The following is a 19,161-nucleotide window of genomic DNA, read 5'->3' as shown; positions in this document are numbered from 1 at the left end:
CCCTCCCCCAGCCATCTCCTGAGCAGACCCGGCATCTCCAATCGGACCCAGGCATCTCGAAAGCAGGGATCACCGCGTCCCGAAGTCGGCACGATGGTCGGCGACCCATTCGGCGAAGGTCCGCGCCGGTCGGCCGAGCAGCGTGCCGACGGTCGACGTGACCGGCTCGGGATGGTCGACCCAGGCGGCCTGCCCGGTCAGGATGGACCGTGCGAAGTCGGCAGGTAGTCCGCCGAACAACTCGGCCATCGCCTCTGCGACCGACAGCTCGTGGTAGGTCACCGGACGGCCGATCACCTCGCCGATGACGGCGGCATACTCCCGTTGGCTGAGTTGCTGCGGCCCGGTGAGATGGTGGACGACACCCTCGGCCGATCCGTCACCGTGATCGATCAACTCCCGGACGCCGACAGCGGCAAGATCATCTTCGTGGATCAGCGCCCGTCGGGCACTGCCGTAGGGCCAGCGCACCGTGCCGTCGGCCCGGATCTGCGGCGCCCAACCCAGGGTGTTCGCCGCGAACCCACTGGCTCGCAACAACGTGGATCGGACGCCCGACTCGGTGATCAACTTCTCCAGCCGGGCATGCGAGGCCATGATGCCCCACCCCTCGGGGTCCGCATCCTGAGCCCCGGCAGCGGACAGATAGGCGATCTGCGGACTGCGTTCGGCCAGCGCGCCGACGACCGCGGCGGCGGAGGCGTCGGCCTGCACACTGGGGAACACCAGGAAGGTGCCGTCCACTTCTGGGAGGACCATCAGAGTGTCCGGGTCGTCGAGGTCGGCGACCACGGGCCGGGCCCCCGCCGGCAGTTCCGCGTCCGCGCGACGGACCACGGCCGCCACCTGATGCCCCTCGTCGATCAGGCGGCGTGCCGCCCGCCCGCCGACCCGGCCGGTCGCGCCGGTGACCAGAAATCTCATCATGTCCTCTCCACGGATCCAGACTGAGGGTCCAGCGTCGTCCTTGAACCGCGGTTGAGGTCAAGGCGAGCATGGATCGGGCCGATCGGTGCGGCATACTCGGCTCATGGCCGAGCCCTTCGACGCGCAACAGTTGATCAAGGACAAACGAGACGGCGGCACGCTGACCACCGAGCAGATCAGCTGGCTGCTGGACGCCTACACCCGTGGCGTGGTGGCCGAGGAACAGATGTCCGCGATGAACATGGCGATCTTCTTCCGTGGCCTGGCCGGCGTGGAGCTGTCGGCCTGGACCGAGGCGATGATCAACTCCGGCGAGCGGATGGACTTCGCACGCCTCAGCCGGCCGACCGTCGACAAGCACTCGACCGGCGGTGTCGGCGACAAGATCACGCTGCCGCTGGCTCCGCTGGTGGCCGCCTGTGGTGCGGCGGTCCCGCAACTGTCCGGCCGCGGGCTCGGACACACCGGCGGCACGCTGGACAAGCTGGAGGCGATTCCCGGCTGGCGCGCCGCGCTGACCAACGCCGAGATGCTCGATCAACTGGAGGAGATCGGAGCGGTGATCTGTGCTGCCGGCTCCGGTCTGGCGCCGGCCGATCGCAAGCTGTACGCGTTGCGGGACGTCACCGGCACCGTCGAATCGATCCCGTTGATCGCGTCGTCGATCATGAGCAAGAAGATCGCCGAGGGCACCTCGGCTCTGGTGCTGGACGTCAAGACCGGCAACGGTGCCTTCATGGCCGATCAGGCTCGGGCCCGAGAACTGGCCGAGGCAATGGTCGGGCTCGGGACCGCCGCCGGGGTCCGGACCGTGGCGTTGCTGACCCGGATGGACAGCCCACTCGGCCTGACCGCCGGGAACGGCATCGAGGTCGAGGAGTCGGTCGAGGTGCTGGCCGGCGGCGGACCGGCCGACGTTGTCGAGCTGACCCTTGCGCTGGCCCGCGAAATGCTCGCCGCAGCAGGGATCTCCGACATCGACCCGGCCGACGCGCTGGCGTCGGGACGGGCGATGGATGTCTGGCGGAAGATGATCATCGCCCAGGGCGGCGACCCGGATGCGCCCCTGCCGCAGCCGCGCGAGACGCATCGGATCACCGCCGATCGGGACGGCTATCTGAGCAGATTGGATGCGCTGCCGATCGGGATCGCGGCGTGGCGGCTGGGCGCAGGCCGAGCCCGCAAGGAGGATCCGGTACAGGCCGCCGCCGGCGTCCGGCTGCATGCCAAGCCCGGCGACCGGGTCACCGCCGGCAGCCCGTTGCTGACCTTGCAGACCGACGATGCCGAGCTGATCCCGCGGGCGGTCGACGCGCTGTCCGGCAGCTGGGCGATCACCGACCCGGCGCCGACCACCGAGAAGTTGATCATCGACCGGATCACGGCAAGGTCCTGAGCCTGTCGAAGAACCGCTACCTACGTCAGGGCCCTTCGACAAGCTCAGGGAGCTGCTGGGTCGGCGATATCGAGTCGCGATGGCGTTGATCTTTCGGCAGGCTTGGCGCATGGACCTGAACGAGGTGTGGCCGCCGTACCTGTTGCGGATCAGCAGTGGCGATCTGGAGCTGCGGCTGATCCGCGACGACGATCTGCCTGCGTTGGTCGAGCTCGCCCTCGGCGGCATCCACGATCCCGACCTGATGCCGTTCGCGTTCCCGTGGACCGATGTACCACCGGCCGAACTGCCGGCCAACTTCGCCCGTCACCACTGGTCGGTGCGTGCGGTGTTCGGCCCTGAGCGCTTCAGCCTCGACTTCGCCGTGCGGGTCGGTGGCGAGTTGGTCGGCACGCAGGGGCTCACCACGCACGACTTCGCGGTGACCCGGACCGGGGAAACGGGATCCTGGCTCGCTCGTCGGCACCACGGGCGCGGGATCGGCACTCGGATGCGGCAGGCGATCTGCGCGTTCGCCTTCGACGAGTTGGGCGCAACCGAGATCACCTCCGGCGCCTTCGTGGACAACCCGGCGTCCCTGGGGGTCAGCCGCAAGGTCGGCTATCGCCCCAACGGCATCGACCGCAAGGTCCGGCGCGGCGCCCTGGCCGAGCATCAGAACCTCGTGCTGCGCCCCGAGGACCTGGTCCGCGGCGCCCCGGTCGAGGTCGTCGGCGCGGCTGAGCTACGCAGATTTCTCAAGCTGGACGCCGAAAGCTGAGGCGACGGCGACGGCGGCCGCTGCCGACCAGGCCTGCGGCCGGCACGCTGCCGGGGACGGCACCGGCCTGCTGATCTGCGATGCCGGGTCGCCGGAATGCAACTCCGGCATCCGGTAGCCGAAACCGTCGGCAGCGCGCAACAGTCCTTCACCGAGCACCCTCGCCTCGGCAACCAGCCCCTCTGCCACCAGACCGTTGATGGCGATCGCGGTGTCGTGGGCCCACACCGAGCCACAGTGGTAGCTGAGCGGCCAGTAGCCGGCGTCGGCCGTGCTCATGGTGCGCAGACCGTAGCCGGAGTTGAGTTCGGTCGACACCAGCCGACGGGCGATCAGCTCTGCCTGCCCCGGTTGCAGGATGCCGGTACCCAGCAGGTGCCCCATGTTGCTGGTGACGCTGTCGACACGACGCTTGTCGGCATCCAGCGCGATCGCCGGGTAGCCGCCGGCCGGATCGTCGATCCAGAAGGCGTCGGCGAAGCGTTGTTTGAGCTCCGCCGCCCAGTCGCGCCACCCGGATCCGTCGGTTCCGAAGTGATCCAGCAGCTCCGCTCCGGCGATCGCGGCCTGGTAGGCATACCCCTGCACCTCGCACAGCGCGATCGGCCCGTCGGCCAGCCGGCCGTCGTGCCAGCGGATCGAATCGCCGGAATCCTTCCATCCCTGGTTGGCCAGTCCGTGCCCGGTCCGGTCGATGTATTCGGCAAAGCCGTCACCGTCGGCGTCGCTGTACTCGTCGATCCACTGCAGGGCGGCTTCCAGGTTGGGCAACAGCGCGCGGACCTGGTCCTCCGGCATTCCTGCCTGCCACGCCTCGGACAGCAGGATGACCCAGAGTGCGGTGGCGTCGACCGTTCCGTAGTAGAGCGGCGGCAGGGCGAGCCCGTCGGCCGCCTCCAGGATGTCGGGACGTAGCTCGTGCATGATCTTGCCCGGTTGCTCGGCTGTGTCGGCGACGTCGGACGTGCCCTGCAGGCTCGCCAGGACCCTCAGCGTGGAAGCAGCGATCTCGGTGCCGGTGGACAAGATCAACCGTGCAGCCCAGATCGAGTCGCGGCCGAAGAGGGTGAAGAACCACGGCGCGCCGGCCGCGAGGAACGGCTCGTTCGGCGTCCTGACCGTCGTCATCCGCAATGCGGCAAGATCATCCAGTGCCGTTTCGATCCAGCGTCGGAGCCGGCTGTCGGGCGTCACCGCCTGCAGGCTGTCCCATTGCGGCGCACCGGTCGCCCCTGCGACGACCGCCGCGGAATCCTGCACCCGCAGCGACCACTGCAGGTCGCTCCGGCCGTCGGCCGGGACCTGCACCGACCAGGTGAGGGTCACCTCGAGCCCGTCCTCGGATCGATGTGCGCCGTCCGCGGTGATGATCATCGAGGCAGCCTGACCGTCGGCTTCAGGGATCGAGTTGCCCGCCCTGCCGCCTCTGATCAGTTGCATCGGTGTGTGGTCGCCGACGATCCGGACCGTGACGGCGGCCGACAATGACTCCGCGGTCGGGTTGATCACCGTGATCTGCTCGTCGATCCCACCGTCGCTGACGGTCCGCTCCCGTTCGACACGCACCGGCGCATCTCCGACGCCGACGGTGCGGGCCAAAGACACGTAGCGAGCGCGGGAGGCGTCGATCGGCGCGGTGGCGATCGGCTCGGGTACCGCGTCGTCGATCCGCAGCTCCCAGGCCCGTACGAACCTGGTGTCACCGTGGTAGAAGCCGTGGATCGGCTTGTCGCCGAGGTCGCCCCCTGCCGCCGTCCAGAGCTGACTCGGTGCCTTCAGCAGGATCTCGCTGTCGTGCAGCAGCGGTTGCAGCTCGGTTGCTTCGGGCGTCATCGCGCGGATCACCTCACGGAGTCGGATGATGGCTCGCCGACCGAGCCACTGAGAGAGTCTTCCATGAGGTGCCGGCACCGATCGGCCACCGGTCGGCGCCTCGGTCAGCGTTCCGCATCCTGAGATTTCCTATCCTTACAGTAGGAATAGCCTGCAATACTCGCCGTCATGCGAATGGGACGACCGGTGTTGAGCACCCGGCTGCACGTCGACTTCGCGCTGGTGAAGAGCGCGGTCTGTCGCTGAGCGCGCCCTCCGGAGCCGATGAACGTCCGCCCTGCTCGGCGACTGCAATCCGGATCATCGGCGGTGTTGATCACCAGCGAATCGTGATCACCGGTCCGGCCGGCGCGCCCTTTCCGCCGCAGCACCCCTGAGTCTTCTCCTGCACCCGTTCTGTGCACCCGCATTCCGTTACCTCGATGGGAATCACCATGACTTCGAGTGTCCAGGCCGCCGCCCCGCCGTCGGCCCTCCATGATCATCTTCCGGCAACTGACGCGCCCGGCGTCGTTGCCGGGGCAGTCACCGCGGACTCCTACCGGTCGGCGTTTCGTCGTCATCCCGGTGGAGTCGCTGTGATCACCCTCAACCACGACGGCCGACCCCGCGGGCTGACCGTCTCGTCCTTCCATTCACTGTCCCTGGATCCCCCGCTGGTCGCGTTCAACATCGCTCGGACGTCCTCGGTCTGGCCGTCCTTGGCCGAGGTCGACCGGCATGTCGTCAATCTGCTGGGTCTGGGGCAGATCGCTGACGCCCGCCGATTCGCCACCTCGGGGATCGACCGGTTCGCCGCCCCGACCCGGTGGAGTGCGCTCGCCGACGGCCAGCCGGTGTTGGAGGCCGCCGCGGGATGGCTGCACTGCACCGTCCAGCAGCGGATCGCTGCCGGCGACCACTGGCTGGTCATCAGCAGTGTCGACCAGATCCACGGCGGCGCGGAGGAGGAACCGCTGGTCTTCCACGACGGCGACTTCCACACCACCTCGCGCATCCTGCGGGCCCGGTGATGATCATGAGCAGTCGGCGACACTTCCTGGCTGCCGGTGGCGGGCTGGCAGCCCTCGGACTGCTGGGCAGCGGCTGCGCGGCGACCGCCGGATCGGCGGCGCCCGGTGCGAAAACCCTCGTGGATCCTCCATGGGCGCTGCCATCAGAGGTCCCGGACGGGACGACCTTGGCCATCGGCGATCCCGCCACCCAGGTCGCCCTGAAGTTGTCAGGCCAGATCGACAAGCTCCCCTTCACCGTGAAGTGGGCCAACCTTTCCGGCGGCCCGGAGACCAGCGAGGCGTTCCGCGCCAAGGCGCTCGACGTCGGCTCGGTGGCCGACATCCCGGGCATCAACGCCCATTGGAACAACCTGGAGACCAAGTTCGTCGCCGCGAAGTACCGCAAGGACCCGGTCGGTCATCCGGTCTATCAGCTCGGCATCGCACCGGGGGTGAAGGTCAGACAGCTGACCGACCTCCGCGGCAAGAAGATCGCCTTCTCCCCCACTCAAGCCCAAGGCGCCTTGATCATCCGTGTGCTGGCCAAGGCAGGACTGGACCGCAAGGACGTCACCCTGGTGGAGATCCCCAGCACCGACGACGTCTATCCCAACGCCCTCGGCTCACATCAGGTCGACGTCGCACCGATCGGCGGCACCGCGGTCAAGCGCTATCTCGGCCAGTACGGCAAGGACGGTGGCACGACCGTCAAACACGGTCTCCGCGACGATCCCGGTCACCTGTACGTCCGTGCCGAACTCCTGCAGGACAAGGCAAAGGCGGCCGCGATCGCAGAGTATGTCCGGCATTGGGCCGTCGCCCAGCAGTGGATCATCGATCACCCGAAGGAGTGGGTCGCCGGCTACTACGTCGACGACCAGCGGCTATCGGCAGCCGACGGCCAGTATCTGATCAAGGCCGCCGGCGACTTCGACATCCCGTCGGACTGGACCTCGGCGATCGACCGCACCCAGGAGACGATCGATCTGCTGGCCGACTTCACCGGTCGCGACTCCTATGATGCGAATCTGCTGTTCGACAAGCGATTCGCCTCGGTCGGTGCGGATGCACTGCAGAACGGAGTTCGATCATGACCGACGGTGTTCTCGATCGTGTCGAACCGGTCGTCGACGACCGAAGATCCGACCCCCGCGACCGCACGGCTGCCGACGATCGGGGCACCGACACCCGACGGCGCGGATCCCGACTGTCTCCGGGACGGCCCATTCCCGGACGGGTGGTGATCGGCCCGCTCGCATTGCTCGGGCTGTGGTCCGCCGGGTCCGGACTCGGACTGATCGACGTCCGGATCCTGCCGACCCCGTGGTCGGTGGTCGGTGGTCGGTACCGGCATCGAACTGGTCCAGCGCGGCACCCTGCAGACCGATCTGAGCGTGTCGCTGATGCGAGCCGCCGTCGGGCTGGCATTGGGCATCGTCGCCGGTGTCGCGTTGGCGCTGTTCTCCGGTCTGACCAGGATCGGCGAGGTGATCATCGACGGGCCGATCCAAGTCAAGCGTGCGATCCCTTCGCTGGCCCTGATCCCGTTGTTGATCCTCTGGTTCGGGATCGGCGAATGGATGAAGATCATCACCATCGGTCTCGGTGTGTTGATTCCGATCTATCTGCACACCCACAACGGGCTGCGGTCGATCGACAGTCGTTACGTCGAGCTGGCCGAGACGCTCGGCCTTCGCCGGGCGGACTTCGTCCGCCGGGTGATCCTCCCCGGGGCGTTGCCGGGCTTCCTGCTCGGTCTGCGGTTCGCCGTCACCGGGTCCTGGATGTCGCTGGTGGTGGTCGAACAGGTGAACGCCACCAGCGGGATCGGCTACATGATGACCTTGGCTCGCGGCTACGGACAACTCGACGTGATCTTCGTCGGGCTGCTGATCTACGCGATCTTCGGGCTGCTGTCAGACACCGTGGTCCGCTCCGTCTCCCGAAAGGTGCTGTCATGGCGACGCACACTGGCCGACTGACCGCCGAAGCGACCGCCAGGACCTCGGTCTCGGTACACCAGCTGAACCGCAGTTTCGGTGATCATCAGGTGCTGAACGGTCTGGATCTGACCATCCACGCCGACGAGTTCGTCGCCATCCTCGGCCGCAGCGGCTCGGGCAAGAGCACCCTGCTCCGCGCCATCGCCGGCCTTGATCACGACGTCACCGGCTCAGGAGCGATCGACACACCGGACAGCGTCTCGGTGGTTTTCCAGGACGCTCGACTGCTGCCGTGGGCACGGGTGCTGGACAACGTCATCCTCGGATTGGGCGGCCCGGACACCACGACCAGGGGCATCGAGGCCCTCGCCGAGGTCGGCTTGGCCGGTCGCGAACGAGCCTGGCCGACCGAACTGTCCGGCGGCGAACAGCAACGGGTGGCGCTGGCCAGGTCCTTGGTACGGGCACCGGAGTTGTTGTTGGCCGACGAGCCGTTCGGCGCGCTGGACGCGCTGACCCGGATCCGGATGCATGACCTGTTGCGGACGCTCTGCGTCCGGCACCGGCCGGCCGTCCTGTTGGTCACCCACGATGTCGACGAAGCGATCGACCTGGCCGATCGGGTCGTGGTCCTCGACCAGGGCCGGCTGGCCGCCGACATCACCGTACGGCTGGGTGCCGATCGTGATCATGCCGATCCCGAGTTCGGCCGACTGCGGGCCGAGCTGCTCGGCCACCTCGGCGTCCGGATCGAGCACGCGGCCTGAGCCTGAATCAGAGCGGGCCCACCCTCACGCACCTCATTCTTCCGACCCTTCCGAACCCAGCAAAGGGCCACCATGACCTCACGACAGCTCCATCTCAACGCGTTCCTGATGAGCGCGGGACATCACGAAGCGGCCTGGCGGCTGCCCGAATCCGATCCGACCGGCAGCACGGCGGTCGAGCACTTCGTCGCGCTGGCCCAGCTGGCCGAACGAGGCACCTTCGACTCGCTCTTCCTGGCCGACTCACCGGTGTCCCGCGGCGTTGCGCGGCGCCCGTCGAGCGTGCTCGAACCCACCGTGCTGCTGACCGCCCTGGCCGCGGCCACCAGCAGGATCGGGCTGATCGCAACCGCATCGACCAGCTACAACGAGCCGTACAACCTGGCCCGCCGGTTCGCCTCGCTCGACCATGTCAGTCACGGCCGGGCCGGGTGGAACATCGTCACGACTGCGGGACCGGAGGCCGCTCGGAACTTCAACCTCGATGATCAAGCCGATCATGCCTCCCGCTATCGGCGGGCCGCCGAGTTCGTCGACGTCGCCGTGGCCCTGTGGGACAGCTGGGCCGACGATGCCGTGCTGGCCGACCAGCAGGCCGGCATCTGGGCCGACCCGGAGCGGGTCCGGCCGATCGGCCATCGCGGTGAGTTCTTCTCGGTCGAGGGCGCGTTGAACGTGTCCCGTCCGCCGCAGGGTCATCCGCTCCTGGTCCAGGCGGGATCGTCGGAGGACGGCAAGGCCTTCGCGGCGCGTTACGCCGAGGCGGTGTTCACAGCCCAGCAGACCGTCGAGGATGCCCGGGCCTTCTACGTCGACCTGAAGACCCGGACCGCCGCGCTGGGACGGGATCCGGAGACGATCAAGATCCTGCCCGGCATCGTTCCGATCGTCGGATCGACCGAGGCCGAGGCAGCCGAACGCAGCCGGCTCTTCGACGAACACGTCGATCCCGAGTACGGCCGGGCGCAACTGGCGCGGACGCTACGGGTGCCGCTCGATCATCTCCCGTTGGACGCACAGCTGCCGGCCGATCTTCCTGCCGAGGACGAGATCGAGGGTGCCAAGAGCCGCTATACGTTGATCGTCGAACTGGCCCGCAGTGAACGTCTGACCGTCCGTGAGTTGATCTTGAGGCTGGGTGGCGGTCGAGGTCATCGGACCTTCCACGGCACGCCGGAGCAGGTGGCCGACACCATCGAGGACTGGTTCAGCACCGGGGCTGCCGACGGTTTCAACATCATGCCGCCGGCGCTGCCCGGTGATCTGGTCAGCTTCGTCGATCAAGTGATCCCGATCCTGCGCGATCGCGGGCTGTTCCGTCGTGAGTACACCGGCGCCACGTTGCGTGATCACTACGGGCTGCAACGACCGGCCGGACGGTCCGGGGAGGTTGCCGCGATCGCGTGATCGCTTGGTCAGCCGGCCCGCTGACTCAGGCGTGCAGCAGGCCGTAGCTGTACGCCTCGGCCAGCGCTTCCCAGGAAGCCTCGATCACGTTCTGTCCGACACCGACAGTGGTCCAGCTGCGCAACCCGTCGGTGGTCTGGATCAGCACCCGGATGGTGGCGTCGGTGCCATGTCCTTGATCGAGGATCCGGACCCGGTAGTCGCTGAGCTCGAAGCGTTCCACCGCAGGGTAGGACGGCAACAGCGCCTGCCGGAGAGCATGATCAAGAGCGTTCACCGGACCGTTGCCCTCACCGACGACACGGATCGTGCTGCCGCCGGCCTCCAGCCGCATGGTCGCCTCGGTGTCCACCTCGTGGCGATCGTCGGCGTGGCCGTGGATGGACTGGGTGAAGACCCGCCAGGACCGGGCAACGAAGAACTCCGGCAGTTGATCAAGCTCGGCGCGCAGCATCAGCTCGAAGCTGGCATCGGCACCCTCGTAGGTGTAGCCGGCTGCCTCGCGTTCCTTGACCTTGTCGGTGATCTTCGCCGCCAGGTCCCGGTCGGAGAGGTCGAACCCGAGTTCCTCGCCCTTGATCTGGATGTTGGCCCGGCCCGCCATGTCGGACACCAGCATCCGCATGTCGTTGCCGACCAACGCCGGATCGACGTGTTGGTAGAGGTTCGGATCGACCTTGATCGCGCTGGCATGCAAACCCGCCTTGTGGGCGAAGGATGACAGGCCAACATAGGGCTGACGATTGCTCGGTGGAACGTTCGTCACTTCGGCGATCGCATGGGATAGTCGCGTCGCCTCTGCCAGCGATCCGGCCGGCAGCAACTGCCAGCCGTACTTGAGTTCGAGATTGGCCACCACCGGAAGCAGGTCGGCATTGCCGGTGCGTTCGCCGTACCCGTTGATGGTGCCCTGGACGTGCATCGCCCCGGCATCCACGGCCGCCATCGTGTTGGCGACCGCACAGCCGGAGTCGTTGTGGGCGTGGATGCCGACCTTGGCACCGGTGGTCTCGGCGACCTCGGCGACGATGTCGCCGACCCAGGGCGGCAGCATTCCGCCGTTGGTGTCGCACAGTACGGCGACCTCTGCGCCGGCCTCGGTAGCGGCCCGGACGACCTCGGTGGCGTAGGCCTTGTTCTCCCGGAAGCCGTCGAAGAAGTGCTCGCAGTCCAGGAAGACCCGTTGGCCCTCCGCCACCAGGTGGGCGACGGTGTCGGTGACCATCGCCAGGTTCTCCTGCAACGTGGTCCGCAGGGCACGCAGGACGTGTTGATCATGGCTCTTGGCCACCACGCAGGCGACGCCGGCACCGGAGTCCCGCAGTGCCGCCGTCAACGGATCGTCGGCAGCCTTGCCACCGACCCGGCGGGTGAATCCGAAGGCGGTCAGGGTGGCGTTCTTCAGCACCAACTCCCCCGACGTCGCGGCGGCGAAGAAGGCGGTGTCGTTGGGGTTGGCGCCCGGCCAGCCGCCCTCGATGTAGTCCACTCCCAGCTCGTCCAGGTAGCCGGCGATCTGCAGCTTGTCCTGGACCGACAGCCGCAGGCCTTCCTGCTGCGCGCCGTCCCGCAGCGTCGTGTCGTAGACATGGAACTCGGCGGGCTTGTCGAACGGCGCCGAGGGCTGTGTTGACATGATTTCCTTCGCGGGATGGGGGTCTGTGGCACGACCGGGCATGAAAAAACCTCCCGTTGGACGACAGGAGGTTTGGCGCGCTGGACGAGGTCGCAGCGCGCTAAGTAATGATGAGGGCCTGGAATGCCATGCCGACAGTCTGCGCCGCTGTCGCATTCAAGGCCACCCCATGGTCAGATGCTGAGACGACGAGCAGGACAGCAAGCACTGCAGTGAATCGATTCAGCGGAAAGCACGGCACGGCGAGCACCGGCGGGGCGACTGTTTGTTCACGAGGTAGCGCCGGCAGCCAGAATGACCTCGCGCTGGCTGGCTCGCAAGCCGTCCGGCAGCTCGTCGCGGCGGAAGAATCTCGCCTCGGTCACTTCGACACCATCGACCTGGGGCTCCGCGGCCCCGATCAGCCGACCGATCACACTGACCTCCATCCGCAACCGGAAACCGGAGTTGATCTTGTGGATCGCGACCTGGCCGACCGTGAGACCGGTCTCCTCGGCGACCTCCCGGGCGAAACCCGCCTCGATCGTCTCGCCGCGTTCGATGTAGCCGGACGGCGTACCCCACGGGCAGTCTTTCCAGAAGCGGTGTTTCAGCAACAACACCCGATCATGATCATCGAGGACGACCCCGGTGACGCCGATCATGAAGGTGGCGTGCTTGAGCCACAGGATCCGCCATTGGGCAGGGCCGTGCAGCCGCTTCCAGGTGGTGGCCACGACGCCGGCGACCAGCTCCTTGATCACGGACTCCCCCGGCGTTCAGCGGCCGGCCATGATCAGCAAACCTTGCGGAGCCAGCCGCGACTGTCCTCGGCACGGCCGTACTGGATGTCCAGCAACGCCTGGCGCAGTCCTTCGGTGTGCTCGCCCGGGTGACCGTCGGCGACCGTGTGGACCGCATCGGCCGTCCGCAACGACCCGACCGGATTGATCACGGCAGCGGTGCCGCAGGCGAAGATCTCGGTGATCGACTTGTCGCCGATACCGTCGAAGACCTCATCGATGCTGATCCGTCGTTCTACCGGTTTCAGTCCGCGATCGGCCGCCAGGGTCAGCACCGAGTCCCGGGTGACGCCCTCGAGGATCGTGCCCTCCAGCGACGGTGTGATCAACTCGCCATCGGTCGTGACGAAGTAGATGTTCATGCCGCCGAGTTCCTCGACCCATTTACGCTCCGCACCGTCGGTGAACAACACCTGCTCACAACCGTGGTCGTAGGCCTCCTGCTGCGCGACCAGGCTGGCCGCGTAATTGCCACCGGTCTTCGCTGCACCGGTACCGCCCGGTGCAGATCGGACGTAGTTGGTGGACAACCAGATGTCGACCGGCTGCACACCGTTGGCGAAATAGGAACCGGCCGGCCCGGCGATGCAGCAATAGGTCACGGTCTGCGACGGTCGGACTCCCAGGAACGTCTCGGACGCGAACATGAACGGCCGGATGTAGAAGTTGCCCTCGCCGCCACTGGGAACCCAGGCATGATCGGTTCGCACCAGCGTCTCGATGCTGTCCAGGAAGTCCTCGGTCGACAGTTCCGGCAGCGCGAGCCGGCGCGCCGATCGTGCCATCCGCTCGGCGTTCTTCTCCGGCCGGAACAGCCAGATCGAGTTGTCGGCGTGCCGGTAGGCCTTCAGCCCTTCGAAGATCTCCTGCGCGTAGTGCAGCACGGCTGCCGCCGGGTCGAGTTCGAACGGCCTGTACGGACCCACCTCACGGTCGTGCCAGCCGGCGTCCTTGGTCCAGGTCGCGGTGGCCATGTGATCGCTGAAATACTGCCCGAATCCGGGGTCAGCCAGGATGGCGGCCCGGTCGGCGTCGCTCCTCGGCCGGGTGTTGGGGCGAACGTCGAACTGCCTGCTCATGGTCGGCACGCTAGCACTGCCTTTCTGCTGGAGAACTGGTTGTCGGTGAGTGGGGTGACTGACGGCTGAGATGGGGGCTGGCGTCGACCGGCCTGCTGGCTACGATGCCCCCGTGAGCAGTCAGAATCAGGTCAGCGCGGAGAATCAGAAGCAGGGCAAGGATCTCGCCGTCATCGGCGGTGACGGCATCGGTCCGGAGGTGGTTGCCGAGGGCCTCAAGGTCCTGCAGGCGGTGGCTCCGGACACGTTCAGCCTGACCGAATACGATCTTGGTGCCGAGCGGTGGAAGCGGACCGGCGAGGTGCTGCCGGACTCGGTGCTGGATGAGCTGAGCGGAGCCGACGGGATCCTGTTCGGCGCCGTCGGTGCTGCACCCGGCGACAAGTCGATGCCCAGCGGCATCCTGGAACGCGGCCTGATCCTGAAGATCCGCTTCGCCTTCGACCACTACGTGAACCTGCGCCCGAGCCGGCTGTTCCCCGGCATCGCGAGTCCGCTGTCCGACGCCGTCGTCGGCGGCAAGGAGATCGACTTCGTCGTCGTCCGCGAGGGCACCGAGGGCCTGTACGTCGGCAACGGCGGCGTGGTCCGCGCCGATACTCCAGCCGAGATCGCCACCGAAGTCAGCGTGAACACCGCGTACGGCGTCGAGCGGGTCGTCCGCGATGCCTTCGCCCGCGCCGCCCGCCGGCGCGGCAAGATCACCTTGGTGCACAAGCACAACGTGTTGGTCAACGCCGGCCGGCTGTGGAACCGGGTCTTCGAGTCGGTCGCCGCCGAGTACCCCGACGTCACCACCGACTACCTGCACGTCGACGCCGCGATGATCTTCCTGGCGACCGACCCCGCGCGGTTCGACGTGATCGTCACCGACAACCTGTTCGGCGACATCGTGACCGATCTGGCCGGTGCCGTAACCGGCGGCATCGGGCTGGCCGCCAGCGGCAACATCAACCCGTCCGGTGCCTACCCGTCGATGTTCGAGCCGGTGCACGGTTCCGCCCCCGACATCGCCGGCAAGGGCGTCGCCGATCCGACCGCGACGATCCTGTCGGTCGGTCTGTTGCTTGATCATCTGGGGATGGCCGAACAAGCCGCCCGCGTCGAAAAAGCCGTCCTGGCAGACATTTCGCGTCGCACTCCGGGTGAGTCGCGGTCGACCTCTGCCATCGGCGACGCGATCGCATCCGCCGTCTGACCTCGGCGCGGACCTCCGAGCCCTGAGCTTGTCGAAGGGCTGGATTCGCAATCCGGTCGGTGGATGCCGGGAGGGCCCGGGACCGAGTCCCGCCCGGGGCGATTCCGGGCTCGCAGGCTCGCCCGGAATACGCTTTACGCCCGCCACACCCCGACTCGGTCCCGGGCCCTCCCGGCTCGGTCGGGTGCCGCGAGTTGCGTTCTGGGGTTGCGATTCGCGCTCGTTTGGCAGCTCGCGAGACTCGCCGCGGGTCCGCGACCGCTGGCGCATGCCGCGCCGGCTCGCTCGGCGATTCGATCTCGTCGGGGCCGCGGCCGTGGCGACCACGGCCCGCGACTGGACGACCCGACCCACTCTCCGCACGAGTCGAGGCTCGACGGTCTCCGCGGCTGTCCTGTGGACTTGTCTGGGCCTCATGTGGTCTTGTCTGCGCTGTCGATCTTGGCGCCGGCGGGAGCCGGGACCGGGCCGTGCAGCAACGGGTCGGCGGTGTCCTGCATCCACCGGTCCAGGCGGGCTCGCAGGTCGGTCGCCTGAGCTGCGGCGTACGGTTCGTCGATCACGTTGTTGGTCTCGTTCGGATCGAAGACCAGGTCGTACAGCATCTCGTCGGGGCGCGGCTGCTGGTCCCAACCCTCCTTCTCCAGAAGGGCTTTACTGGGGCCGGCGTCACAGTTGGGGTAGACCCGGCTGGCCCGATGGTCGAAGCGTCGGATGTACTTCCACCGGTCGGTCCGGACACAGCGCTGCGGCTCGTACGCGGCGTGATAGCTGACCTCGGCGAAGATCTCGTCGTGTACGCCGTCGGTCTCACCGCGGACGAGCGGGCCCAGCGGGTGGCCGGCCAGCCCGACCGGCGGCTCGATGCCGGCAAGATCACAAACTGTCGGCAGCAGGTCGATCTGGGACACCATCGCGTCGACCACACCACCTCCGGTGAAGCCACCGGGACCACGCATGATCAGCATCACGCCGATCCCGGCATCGGTCAGATTGCATTTCATCTGCGGGAAGGCGATGCCGTGATCGGTAGTGCAGATCACCAGGGTCCGTTCGCTCAGCCCGTTGGCCTCCAAGGCATCCAGTACCGCACCGATGCCCTCGTCGAGGGTGCGCACACTCCTGCGGTAGCCGGCCATGTCGGTACGTACCTCTGAGGTGTCGGGCAACGGCACCGGCGGCGCGAGAAAGTCGGGATTCTCCCCGTCCGGCGCCGGGAAGGGGCGGTGGGTCTCGAAGAACCCGACATCCAGGAAGAACGGCTCGGACAGGCCACGATCGACGAAATCCACGGCTGCCGGCGCGACGTGTTCGACCCGATGACTCTGCACCGTGCTGACCTCGTCGTATCCGATCCGGTCGACGTCGGTGGAGATGTGCTGCAACCCCGCCAGCACGGTCCGGTAACCCGCTCCGCCCAGCAGCCCGACCAGATGCTGGGTTCCGTCGTTCAGCTCGAAGCCTCGGTGGGTCAGCCCGAGCATCCCGTTCTGATGAGGGTGGCTGCCGGTGAACAGAGCCGCCCGAGACGGCGAACAGGTCGGTGCGGCCGAGAACGCTCGCCGGAAGAGGGTCCCCTGCTCGGCGAGTCGCTGGATGTTCGGGGTCGGCATCGCGTGCCCGTAGGGTGCGACGTACCGGCCGGTGTCGTGCGAATGCAGGTAGACGATGTTCGGACGACTCGTCGGAGCCTGCATGGTCATGGGACGTCCTCCTGGTGCGGTGCACTCATGCGGAGGCGATCAACGCTCGGTCGGCCGATGCCCCTCGCGTACACGAATGATCTCCGGCTCGGTGGCATGGCTGCGACGCGGACGGCGCCGCGGGCGCTCGACCACGGTCCGGTGACGACGATCGTCGTCACCGGCCCAACTATCGGGATACAAGTCGTACATGGCCGCGATTCCCACTCGAAACGGTAAGCTGACAACCGAGATACTAGGACGTCCAAGTAATTGTCCGCCATATCGTGGGACCAGAGTCTCGTATCCTGGACTGCATTCGCCGACGATGCCAGACTGGTTCCGTGAGCGCTCCACCCAACCTTCCCGAGATCGTCACCCGTGCCCTGAAGATGTCCCTGCAACACGGGTACGTGATGGCATCGCGCACCGAGACGGGACGGCTGCTCGCGACCCTGGCCGCGACCCGGACAGGAACGATGGCCGAGTGTGGGACCGGCTGCGGAGTCGGGGCAGCGTGGCTGCGGACCGGCGCCCCGAAATCCACCCGGGTGCTGACCGCGGAGCTCGATCCCGAGCTGGCACACGGCGTGATGGAGATGTTTGCCGGCGATGACATCGACGTGATGCATGCCGACTGGTCGACCCTGGCCGAGCATGCGCCGTTCTCGTTGATCTTCATCGATGCCGAGAGCGCCCGGCACTCCCCCCGCGAACAGATCGTGGACATGCTGGAGACCGGCGGCATGATCGTGCTCGACGACTTCACCCCGTCCAGCAGCTGGCCGCCGATGGACTCCGGCCGCGTTGATCAACTCCGACAGGAATGGCTGACCGACGATCGCTTCACCAGCGTCGATGTGATGGTTGCCGCCGACACCTCGGTGATCATCGCCGTCAAGCGCTGAACGGAGCGCTGCGGCCGGGCGAAGGATCGTGCCGATCCCGAGTGCGGCCGCTGCCGTTTCGACAAGCTCGGGAGTTCATCGAGCTGATCGTGCTCCCCGATGACGGATGTCGAGCGTGCACTCCGGGCCGCGATCATGGCATGCTGCGGGGGTGGCACGGCAGCGGAGACATCGGGGGCGTCGGATCCTGATCGGGATCGGCGTGATGATCGTGTTGGCGGCGATCCCGTTCGTGATCTTGAGTCGCTACGCCGGCGACTGGGGAGTTCCGTACTTCTCTTTCCAGACCGAGCGCGGTTCGACCTGCACCAACGACATCGCCGGCTATCACTGCGACGACGTCACGGTCGAAGACATCCGCTGGTGGGGTGACATCTCTCTCCCGTCCAGCACGACGGTGCTGAGCTCGCACTACCGAGCCACCCACGACTTCACCCTCGACGCCGTGGTGGCCGTGCCCAAACAGGATCGGCCCAAGACCTCGGCCGCCATCAACCGGACCTTCGGAACGTGTCAGTCCGGCCATCCGACCCAACTCGACACCACCGGCCTGTCCGGTGTCTGCACCCGCGCCAACGACGCAACGCTGAGCAGCTCGTCGAGCAAGTTCAGTGACACCCTGTACGAGGTCACCACCGGGATCCGCAAGGACGGCACCATGGTGGTCGGCATCCACGAGGAATCCCGATAACCCTGCCCCAAACCCCGCCGACCCGTCACTTCCTCCTCAGACACGCCGCAAAATGCGGGAGGAAGTGACGGGTCGGCGGGTTATGGGTGGGTGGGGTCAGCGGGCGGCGGAGCCCTCGACGTAATCGTCGTCGTGGCTCTTGACCCAGGCCATCAGATCGCGGAGGTCCTTGCCGACCTTCTCGATCGGGTGCTTCTCGGCGGTCTCCCGGAACTTCTTGAACTCCGGTGCACCGGCATCCTGATCGTCGATGAACCGCTTGGCGAAGGTGCCGTCCTGGATGTCGGCGAGGATGCCCTTCATCGACTCCTTGACGTGATCGTCGATGACCCGCGGTCCGGACACGTAGTCGCCGTACTCGGCGGTGTCGGAGATGCTCCAGCGCTGTTTGGCGATGCCGCCCTCGTACATCAGGTCGACGATCAGCTTGAGCTCGTGCAGGCACTCGAAGTAGGCGACCTCCGGCTGGTAGCCGGCATCGGTGAGGGTTTCGAAGCCGGCCTGGATCAGCGCGCTGGCGCCGCCGCAGAGCACGGCCTGCTCACCGAACAGGTCGGTCTCGGTCTCCTCGGTGAAGGTGGTCTTGATGCCACCGGCCCGCAGGCCCCCGATGCCCTTGGCGTAGGACAATGCGACGTCCCAGGCCTTGCCGGTGCCGTCCTGCTCGACAGCGACCAGCACCGGGACACCGCGCCCCTCGGCGTACTCACGACGGACCAGGTGCCCCGGGCCCTTCGGAGCGACCATGCAGACGTCGACGCCCTCCGGGGGCTTGATGTAGTCGTAGCGGATGTTGAAGCCGTGGCTGAAGAACAGCGCATCACCCGGGACGAGGTTCGGCGCGATGGCCTCCTCGTACACCTTGCGCTGGCTCGGATCGGGAGTGAGGACCATGATCAGGTCCGCTTCCTCACAGGCCTCGAACGGGGTCACGACCCGCAGGCCCTGGGCCTCGGCCTTGGCGCGGCTCTTGCTGGTCTCCGGCAGGCCGACCCGGACGTCAACGCCGGAGTCACGCAGCGACAACGCGTGGGCGTGTCCCTGGCTGCCGAAGCCGAGGATGGCTACGTTGCGACCTTGGATGATCGACAGGTCGGCGTCATCGTCGTAGAACATTTCTGCGGGCACTTTGTCTTCCAACTCCTGATTTCGATGGT

Annotated in this window: 17 protein-coding genes; 10 read left to right on the top strand and 7 right to left on the bottom strand. The window is 67.1% G+C overall.

What is annotated here, in order from left to right:
• Positions 1–69 precede the first annotated feature (69 nt).
• Complete coding sequence (locus tag BLU38_RS25780; protein WP_197679866.1) at positions 70–927, bottom strand: NmrA family NAD(P)-binding protein; 858 nt, start codon at positions 925–927, stop codon at positions 70–72.
• Positions 928–1,030: 103 nt separating this feature from the next.
• On the opposite strand from BLU38_RS25780, the gene BLU38_RS25775 reads away from it, so the two are divergent.
• Both BLU38_RS25775 and BLU38_RS25770 read left to right on the top strand, forming a co-directional pair.
• The gene (locus tag BLU38_RS25775) at positions 1,031–2,323 is read left to right on the top strand and encodes a thymidine phosphorylase (protein WP_091528944.1); all 1,293 of its coding nucleotides are present in this window, start codon (positions 1,031–1,033) and stop codon (positions 2,321–2,323) included.
• A gap of 109 nt (positions 2,324–2,432) precedes the next feature.
• A complete protein-coding gene (locus BLU38_RS25770) occupies positions 2,433–3,083 on the top strand; it encodes a GNAT family N-acetyltransferase (RefSeq protein WP_091528941.1) in 651 nt (216 codons plus the stop codon).
• On the opposite strand, the gene BLU38_RS25765 is transcribed toward BLU38_RS25770, so the two are convergent.
• Positions 3,048–4,916, bottom strand: coding sequence for a glycogen debranching N-terminal domain-containing protein (locus tag BLU38_RS25765; RefSeq protein ID WP_091533150.1), 1,869 nt, complete (start codon positions 4,914–4,916; stop codon positions 3,048–3,050). The genes BLU38_RS25770 and BLU38_RS25765 overlap by 36 nt on opposite strands.
• 434 nt (positions 4,917–5,350) lie before the next feature.
• Between BLU38_RS25765 and BLU38_RS25760 the strand changes: the two genes are divergently transcribed.
• The 5 genes from BLU38_RS25760 (at position 5,351) to BLU38_RS25740 (ending at position 10,028) form a co-directional block, all read left to right on the top strand.
• Positions 5,351–5,929, top strand: a complete 579-nt coding sequence (locus tag BLU38_RS25760) for a flavin reductase family protein (RefSeq protein ID WP_157683714.1) — start codon at positions 5,351–5,353, stop codon at positions 5,927–5,929.
• A 5-nt stretch (positions 5,930–5,934) separates the two neighbouring features.
• Entirely contained in the window at positions 5,935–7,005 is a 1,071-nt protein-coding gene (locus BLU38_RS25755) for an ABC transporter substrate-binding protein (protein WP_172836223.1), read from the top strand.
• Between the two features lie 243 nt (positions 7,006–7,248).
• Positions 7,249–7,893: an ABC transporter permease gene (locus BLU38_RS25750; RefSeq protein WP_231920039.1), complete on the top strand. Its 645-nt coding sequence runs from the start codon at positions 7,249–7,251 to the stop codon at positions 7,891–7,893.
• Positions 7,869–8,621 carry an ABC transporter ATP-binding protein gene (locus tag BLU38_RS25745; RefSeq protein ID WP_091528935.1) on the top strand — a complete coding sequence of 251 codons (753 nt, stop codon included), beginning with the start codon at positions 7,869–7,871 and terminating at the stop codon, positions 8,619–8,621. Before BLU38_RS25750 ends, BLU38_RS25745 begins: the two co-directional genes overlap by 25 nt.
• Before the next feature lie 72 nt (positions 8,622–8,693).
• Positions 8,694–10,028 carry an LLM class flavin-dependent oxidoreductase gene (locus tag BLU38_RS25740; protein WP_091528932.1) on the top strand — a complete coding sequence of 445 codons (1,335 nt, stop codon included), beginning with the start codon at positions 8,694–8,696 and terminating at the stop codon, positions 10,026–10,028.
• A 25-nt stretch (positions 10,029–10,053) separates the two neighbouring features.
• Here BLU38_RS25740 and cimA read toward each other — a convergent pair whose 3' ends face one another.
• From cimA to BLU38_RS25725, 3 genes are all read right to left on the bottom strand, one after another.
• Positions 10,054–11,664 carry a citramalate synthase gene (cimA, locus tag BLU38_RS25735; RefSeq protein WP_091528930.1) on the bottom strand — a complete coding sequence of 537 codons (1,611 nt, stop codon included), beginning with the start codon at positions 11,662–11,664 and terminating at the stop codon, positions 10,054–10,056.
• 269 nt (positions 11,665–11,933) lie between these two features.
• On the bottom strand, positions 11,934–12,407 hold the full coding sequence (locus BLU38_RS25730; RefSeq protein WP_197679865.1) for an NUDIX domain-containing protein: 474 nt from the start codon (positions 12,405–12,407) through the stop codon (positions 11,934–11,936).
• A gap of 32 nt (positions 12,408–12,439) precedes the next feature.
• Positions 12,440–13,525, bottom strand: a complete 1,086-nt coding sequence (locus BLU38_RS25725) for a branched-chain amino acid aminotransferase (RefSeq protein WP_091533146.1) — start codon at positions 13,523–13,525, stop codon at positions 12,440–12,442.
• Positions 13,526–13,637: 112 nt separating this feature from the next.
• On the opposite strand from BLU38_RS25725, the gene BLU38_RS25720 reads away from it, so the two are divergent.
• A complete protein-coding gene (locus BLU38_RS25720; protein ID WP_231920038.1) occupies positions 13,638–14,723 on the top strand; it encodes a 3-isopropylmalate dehydrogenase in 1,086 nt (361 codons plus the stop codon).
• A 413-nt stretch (positions 14,724–15,136) separates the two neighbouring features.
• On the opposite strand, the gene BLU38_RS25715 is transcribed toward BLU38_RS25720, so the two are convergent.
• Positions 15,137–16,426 (bottom strand): sulfatase family protein, encoded by a 1,290-nt coding sequence (locus BLU38_RS25715; RefSeq protein ID WP_197679864.1) that lies wholly within the window; start codon positions 16,424–16,426, stop codon positions 15,137–15,139.
• A gap of 323 nt (positions 16,427–16,749) precedes the next feature.
• On the opposite strand from BLU38_RS25715, the gene BLU38_RS25710 reads away from it, so the two are divergent.
• Both BLU38_RS25710 and BLU38_RS25705 read left to right on the top strand, forming a co-directional pair.
• The gene (locus tag BLU38_RS25710) at positions 16,750–17,313 is read left to right on the top strand and encodes an O-methyltransferase (protein ID WP_091528925.1); all 564 of its coding nucleotides are present in this window, start codon (positions 16,750–16,752) and stop codon (positions 17,311–17,313) included.
• Positions 17,314–17,464: 151 nt separating this feature from the next.
• Complete coding sequence (locus BLU38_RS25705) at positions 17,465–18,004, top strand: hypothetical protein (protein ID WP_091528923.1); 540 nt, start codon at positions 17,465–17,467, stop codon at positions 18,002–18,004.
• Positions 18,005–18,100: 96 nt separating this feature from the next.
• Here the strand turns inward: BLU38_RS25705 and ilvC are convergent, their stop codons facing one another.
• Positions 18,101–19,144, bottom strand: coding sequence for a ketol-acid reductoisomerase (ilvC, locus tag BLU38_RS25700; RefSeq protein ID WP_407939625.1), 1,044 nt, complete (start codon positions 19,142–19,144; stop codon positions 18,101–18,103).
• Positions 19,145–19,161 lie beyond the last annotated feature (17 nt).

The sequence above is a fragment of the Microlunatus soli genome (assembly GCF_900105385.1).
In the GTDB taxonomy this organism is placed as follows: Bacteria; Actinomycetota; Actinomycetes; order Propionibacteriales; family Propionibacteriaceae; genus Microlunatus; species Microlunatus soli.
The sequence above is the reverse complement of the archived record's forward strand: the minus strand, read 5'-3'. Positions and strand labels throughout refer to the sequence as shown.

What these genes read in the sequence shown, in the direction of transcription:
- BLU38_RS25775 (WP_091528944.1), top strand. Translation starts at nt 1,031, where the DNA reads ATGGCCGAGCCCTTCGACGCGCAACAGTTGATCAAGGACAAACGAGAC.
- BLU38_RS25755 (WP_172836223.1), top strand. Translation starts at nt 5,935, where the DNA reads ATGAGCAGTCGGCGACACTTCCTGGCTGCCGGTGGCGGGCTGGCAGCC.
- BLU38_RS25765 (WP_091533150.1), bottom strand. Translation starts at nt 4,916, where the DNA reads ATGACGCCCGAAGCAACCGAGCTGCAACCGCTGCTGCACGACAGCGAG.
- BLU38_RS25770 (WP_091528941.1), top strand. Translation starts at nt 2,433, where the DNA reads ATGGACCTGAACGAGGTGTGGCCGCCGTACCTGTTGCGGATCAGCAGT.
- BLU38_RS25760 (WP_157683714.1), top strand. Translation starts at nt 5,351, where the DNA reads ATGACTTCGAGTGTCCAGGCCGCCGCCCCGCCGTCGGCCCTCCATGAT.
- BLU38_RS25740 (WP_091528932.1), top strand. Translation starts at nt 8,694, where the DNA reads ATGACCTCACGACAGCTCCATCTCAACGCGTTCCTGATGAGCGCGGGA.
- BLU38_RS25745 (WP_091528935.1), top strand. Translation starts at nt 7,869, where the DNA reads ATGGCGACGCACACTGGCCGACTGACCGCCGAAGCGACCGCCAGGACC.
- BLU38_RS25715 (WP_197679864.1), bottom strand. Translation starts at nt 16,426, where the DNA reads ATGACCATGCAGGCTCCGACGAGTCGTCCGAACATCGTCTACCTGCAT.
- BLU38_RS25725 (WP_091533146.1), bottom strand. Translation starts at nt 13,525, where the DNA reads ATGAGCAGGCAGTTCGACGTTCGCCCCAACACCCGGCCGAGGAGCGAC.
- BLU38_RS25780 (WP_197679866.1), bottom strand. Translation starts at nt 927, where the DNA reads ATGATGAGATTTCTGGTCACCGGCGCGACCGGCCGGGTCGGCGGGCGG.
- cimA (WP_091528930.1), bottom strand. Translation starts at nt 11,664, where the DNA reads ATGTCAACACAGCCCTCGGCGCCGTTCGACAAGCCCGCCGAGTTCCAT.